This window comes from Ruegeria arenilitoris (genome assembly GCF_013030985.1).
GTDB lineage: Bacteria > Pseudomonadota > Alphaproteobacteria > Rhodobacterales > Rhodobacteraceae > Ruegeria > Ruegeria arenilitoris_B.
The window spans coordinates 1-5,932 of the sequence record NZ_WPYP01000025.1; the positions used below are offsets into that span (position 1 = coordinate 1).

Genomic DNA, 5,932 nt, shown 5'->3' on the forward strand with positions numbered 1-5,932 from the left:
CCCCTTCACCGGCGCTGCTGAGGCGGTGCTGACGGGTCGGAGAGACGGCCTGACGGACTGGAAAGACGGTTGAGACGCTCAGGAGAGACTGGGGGCATCTTAGGGAATGAGTTAGGCGGGCGCGCTGAGGTTTTGGCGCAACGGTCTGGTTTTTGGCTCTGGGTGTTATGGTTCTTTGACATTGATGGATAACTGAAGAGATATGTGGGCGGTTTGGTTCGTTTCGACGGATTGAATGTCTGTATATCGCGCTCTTAGGGTTTCGGCCCGATGATTGAGTGTCAGCTTCACTGTTTGAGTGGTTCACTGGTTTCTTAGGAGATCTGTGTACATCAAACAGATGACTTCATCTGGTTTAGCCACCAGATGAGATGTGCAGAGGTTCGAACGTCAAGGATAGGTTAGCAATAGCCTTTCAACTTGAGAGTTTGATCCTGGCTCAGAACGAACGCTGGCGGCAGGCCTAACACATGCAAGTCGAGCGCGCCTTTCGGGGTGAGCGGCGGACGGGTTAGTAACGCGTGGGAATATGCCCAAAGGTACGGAATAGCCTCTGGAAACGGAGAGTAATACCGTATGTGCCCTTCGGGGGAAAGATTTATCGCCTTTGGATTAGCCCGCGTTAGATTAGGTAGTTGGTGGGGTAATGGCCTACCAAGCCTACGATCTATAGCTGGTTTTAGAGGATGATCAGCAACACTGGGACTGAGACACGGCCCAGACTCCTACGGGAGGCAGCAGTGGGGAATCTTGGACAATGGGGGCAACCCTGATCCAGCCATGCCGCGTGAGTGATGAAGGCCTTAGGGTCGTAAAGCTCTTTCGCCTGTGAAGATAATGACGGTAGCAGGTAAAGAAACCCCGGCTAACTCCGTGCCAGCAGCCGCGGTAATACGGAGGGGGTTAGCGTTGTTCGGAATTACTGGGCGTAAAGCGCACGTAGGCGGATCGGAAAGTTGGGGGTGAAATCCCGGGGCTCAACCCCGGAACTGCCTCCAAAACTATCGGTCTAGAGTTCGAGAGAGGTGAGTGGAATTCCGAGTGTAGAGGTGAAATTCGTAGATATTCGGAGGAACACCAGTGGCGAAGGCGGCTCACTGGCTCGATACTGACGCTGAGGTGCGAAAGTGTGGGGAGCAAACAGGATTAGATACCCTGGTAGTCCACACCGTAAACGATGAATGCCAGTCGTCGGGTAGCATGCTATTCGGTGACACACCTAACGGATTAAGCATTCCGCCTGGGGAGTACGGTCGCAAGATTAAAACTCAAAGGAATTGACGGGGGCCCGCACAAGCGGTGGAGCATGTGGTTTAATTCGAAGCAACGCGCAGAACCTTACCAACCCTTGACATCCTAGGACCGGCCCAGAGATGGGTCTTTCACTTCGGTGACCTAGTGACAGGTGCTGCATGGCTGTCGTCAGCTCGTGTCGTGAGATGTTCGGTTAAGTCCGGCAACGAGCGCAACCCACATCCTTAGTTGCCAGCAGTTCGGCTGGGCACTCTAGGGAAACTGCCCGTGATAAGCGGGAGGAAGGTGTGGATGACGTCAAGTCCTCATGGCCCTTACGGGTTGGGCTACACACGTGCTACAATGGCAGTGACAATGGGTTAATCCCAAAAAACTGTCTCAGTTCGGATTGGGGTCTGCAACTCGACCCCATGAAGTCGGAATCGCTAGTAATCGCGTAACAGCATGACGCGGTGAATACGTTCCCGGGCCTTGTACACACCGCCCGTCACACCATGGGAGTTGGTTCTACCCGACGGCCGTGCGCCAACCTTTCGAGGAGGCAGCGGACCACGGTAGGATCAGCGACTGGGGTGAAGTCGTAACAAGGTAGCCGTAGGGGAACCTGCGGCTGGATCACCTCCTTTCTAAGGATGTATCTAGTTAGATTTGTTCGCAAATCTCGTGATACACTTAGCAGAAGATCAACAAACAAAGTTGATCAAACTCATGGACCGAGCCGTCCTCATATCTCTTCAGAACACATCAGGCCGACCGGCCTGTCTGGGTCGGTAGCTCAGGTGGTTAGAGCGCACGCCTGATAAGCGTGAGGTCGGAGGTTCAAGTCCTCCTCGACCCACCACTAATTAGGGTGCGTAGCACCTGAATGGGGCCTTAGCTCAGCTGGGAGAGCGCCTGATTTGCATTCAGGAGGTCAGGAGTTCGATCCTCCTAGGCTCCACCATCGCACCTCTGGTGCGTGACCGATATATCCTTTCGATTTGACCGTTAAGCACCATTTTGGTTCTTAACCGTCCAATCGGACGTCGCTTCTTCGGAAGCTTTGACATCGTTTAGAGAGAAATCAATCAACACTGTTTGATCGTGCCGAGTGTGGCACTGATCTCGGTCGTTCTCATCTTCGGATGAGCGGCGCAGTTTGGGTCTAGCCGGCCTGGAATGCGTATCGCGACTGAAACGAACAGAGTTGTCCAAGTCAAATATACTAACCCGAGTGACCTGCGTTGATCAGCTGCACGGCTGGGAGACCATATGGGGTTGCTCAATTGTCCTCGTCCAAGTGGCGGGGGCGGGAAATGTATGTTTTTGGTTCAGAAACAGAGGCGGCCTTTAGTTACCAGCTGGGCCTGCTGCGGAAGACTTCGTGTCTTTCTCTTTCTGGATCAAATCAAGCGCGAGAAGGGCGTTTGGTGAATGCCTTGGCAGCAAGAGGCGATGAAAGACGTGATACTCTGCGATAAGCCATGGGGAGCTGAGAATAAGCTTTGATCCATGGATTTCTGAATGGGGCAACCCACCTGAAAGCTTCATATTGTTATCTTTGATACTCAATATGGGGTTTAAACAGGTACTTAAGACCTGAATACATAGGGTTTTAAGAGCAAACCCGGGGAACTGAAACATCTAAGTACCCGGAGGAAAGGAAATCAATTGATACTCCCCTAGTAGCGGCGAGCGAACGGGGACCAGCCGAGCCGGATGAGTGACTAGAACACGTTGGGAAGCGTGGCCATAGCGGGTGACAGCCCCGTATAGGAAGCTTTGACGGACGTATTAAGTAGGGCGGAACACGTGAAATTCTGTCTGAAGATCGGAGGACCACCTTCGAAGGCTAAGTACTCCTTGCTGACCGATAGCGAACCAGTACCGTGAGGGAAAGGTGAAAAGCACCCCGACGAGGGGAGTGAAACAGTACCTGAAACCGAACGCCTACAATCAGTCGGAGGCTCCTTGCGAGCTGACGGCGTACCTTTTGTATAATGGGTCATCGACTTGGTCTCACGAGCAAGCTTAAGCCGTTAGGTGTAGGCGTAGCGAAAGCGAGTCTTAATAGGGCGTATGAGTTCGTGGGATCAGACCCGAAACCGAGTGATCTAGGCATGGCCAGGTTGAAGGTAAGGTAACACTTACTGGAGGACCGAACCCACATCCGTTGAAAAGGATCGGGATGAGCTGTGCCTAGGGGTGAAAGGCCAATCAAACTCGGAGATAGCTGGTTCTCTGCGAAATCTATTTAGGTAGAGCGTCATCCGAATACCCCGGGGGGTAGAGCACTGGATGGGTAATGGGGCCCCACAGGCTTACTGATCCTAACCAAACTCCGAATACCCGGGAGTACTAGATGGCAGACACACTGCGGATGCTAACGTCCGTAGTGGAGAGGGAAACAACCCTGACCTACAGCTAAGGCCCCCAATTCATGGCTAAGTGGGAAAGCAGGTGGGACGACCAAAACAACCAGGAGGTTGGCTTAGAAGCAGCCATCCTTTAAAGATAGCGTAACAGCTCACTGGTCTAAATAAGTTGTCCTGCGGCGAAGATGTAACGGGGCTCAAGCCATGAGCCGAAGCTTAGGATGCCGTAAGGCATGGTAGCAGAGCGTAGTGTGACATAGAACTCATCCGTATTTGCATCCTGTTGTGAAATATCAGCGGGTGTAATGACGGATCGAGTTCTTTCGATGAAGCCGGCCTGTGAGGGATCCGGTGGAGAGATCACTAGTGAGAATGATGACATGAGTAGCGACAAAGAGTGTGAGAGACACTCTCGCCGAAAGTCCAAGGGTTCCTGCTTAAAGCTAATCTGAGCAGGGTAAGCCGGCCCCTAAGCCGAGGCCGAAAGGCGTAGGCGATGGGAACTAGGTTAATATTCCTAGGCCAGGAGGATGTGACGGATCACAGGTGTAGTTCAATCTTATCGGATTGATTGGGCTGCTGAGTGGTTCCTGGAAATAGCCCTCCATCAGACCGTACCCTAAACCGACACAGGTGGACTGGTAGAGCATACCAAGGCGCTTGAGAGAACGATGTTGAAGGAACTCGGCAAAATACCTCCGTAAGTTCGCGAGAAGGAGGCCCGGTTCCTAGGCAACTAGGGGCTGGGGGCACAAACCAGGGGGTGGCGACTGTTTATTAAAAACACAGGGCTCTGCGAAGTCGCAAGACGACGTATAGGGTCTGACGCCTGCCCGGTGCCTGAAGGTTAAAAGGAGAGGTGAGAGCCTTGAATTGAAGCCCAGGTAAACGGCGGCCGTAACTATAACGGTCCTAAGGTAGCGAAATTCCTTGTCGGGTAAGTTCCGACCTGCACGAATGGCGTAACGACTTCCCCGCTGTCTCCAACATCGACTCAGCGAAATTGAATTGCCTGTCAAGATGCAGGCTTCCCGCGGTTAGACGGAAAGACCCCGTGCACCTTTACTACAGCTTCGCACTGGCATCAGGATTGTGATGTGCAGGATAGGTGGTAGGCTTTGAAGCAGGAACGCAAGTACCTGTGGAGCCTCCCTTGAGATACCACCCTTCGCACTCTTGATGTCTAACCGCGGTCCGTTATCCGGATCCGGGACCCTGCGTGGCGGGTAGTTTGACTGGGGCGGTCGCCTCCTAAAGCGTAACGGAGGCGCGCGAAGGTTGGCTCAGAGCGGTCGGAAATCGCTCGTTGAGTGCAATGGCAGAAGCCAGCCTGACTGCGAGACTGACAAGTCGAGCAGAGTCGAAAGACGGCCATAGTGATCCGGTGGTCCCGAGTGGAAGGGCCATCGCTCAACGGATAAAAGGTACGCCGGGGATAACAGGCTGATACTGCCCAAGAGTCCATATCGACGGCAGTGTTTGGCACCTCGATGTCGGCTCATCTCATCCTGGGGCTGGAGCAGGTCCCAAGGGTACGGCTGTTCGCCGTTTAAAGAGGTACGTGAGCTGGGTTTAGAACGTCGTGAGACAGTTCGGTCCCTATCTGCCGTGGGTGTAGGAGACTTGAGAGGAGTTGCCCCTAGTACGAGAGGACCGGGGTGAACGATCCACTGGTGGACCAGTTGTCGTGCCAACGGCAGTGCTGGGTAGCTATGATCGGACAGGATAACCGCTGAAGGCATCTAAGCGGGAAGCCCCCCTCAAAACAAGGTCTCCCTGAGGGCCGTGGAAGACCACCACGTCAATAGGCCGGAGATGTAAGCGCAGTAATGCGTTCAGTTGACCGGTACTAATCGCCCGATAGGCTTGATTTGATCCAGTAATGGAAAGACAAATCACCAAAAGCATACACTGACCTTGAGTTGGACAACGTTGATCTGATTAATAAACCGTGCAGGAACGCGCATCCGCTTCGCGAATACGCTGCCTCCTGCCCGTCGCTTTTTTGCTCCGCAAAAACAGCGACGTGGGGATTTTCCTCGGTTTGGTGGTCATAGCGCAAGTGAAACACCCGGTCCCATCCCGAACCCGGAAGTTAAGCACTGCCGCGCCAATGGTACTTGGGCTTAAGCCCCGGGAGAGTAGGTCACCGCCAAACCTAGAAAAATCCCCCAATTCTCTCTAAAGGATAGCAATACTTATTCGACCCCGGCCTCAAAAAGCGCAAGCGATAGGCCAACCTAGTGTCGCGGGATGGAGCAGCCCGGTAGCTCGTCAGGCTCATAACCTGAAGGTCGTAGGTTCAAATCCTACTCCCGCAACCA

At 53.4% G+C, this 5,932-nt stretch carries 3 tRNA genes and 3 rRNA genes; all 6 read left to right on the top strand.

Features of this window, described 5'->3' with window-relative positions:
* Positions 1 to 416 precede the first annotated feature (416 nt).
* The 6 genes from GOX88_RS23155 (at position 417) to GOX88_RS23180 (ending at position 5,932) form a co-directional block, all read left to right on the top strand.
* Positions 417 to 1,880: ribosomal RNA gene (locus GOX88_RS23155) — 16S ribosomal RNA — on the top strand.
* Between the two features lie 138 nt (positions 1,881 to 2,018).
* Positions 2,019 to 2,095: transfer RNA gene (locus GOX88_RS23160), tRNA-Ile, on the top strand.
* A 26-nt stretch (positions 2,096 to 2,121) separates the two neighbouring features.
* A tRNA-Ala gene (locus GOX88_RS23165) sits at positions 2,122 to 2,197 on the top strand.
* Between the two features lie 442 nt (positions 2,198 to 2,639).
* Positions 2,640 to 5,482: ribosomal RNA gene (locus GOX88_RS23170) — 23S ribosomal RNA — on the top strand.
* Positions 5,483 to 5,651: 169 nt separating this feature from the next.
* Positions 5,652 to 5,766 (top strand): 5S ribosomal RNA (rrf, locus tag GOX88_RS23175).
* The 16S, 23S and 5S rRNA genes sit together here with 3 tRNA genes alongside, the layout of an rRNA operon.
* A gap of 89 nt (positions 5,767 to 5,855) precedes the next feature.
* A tRNA-Met gene (locus tag GOX88_RS23180) sits at positions 5,856 to 5,932 on the top strand.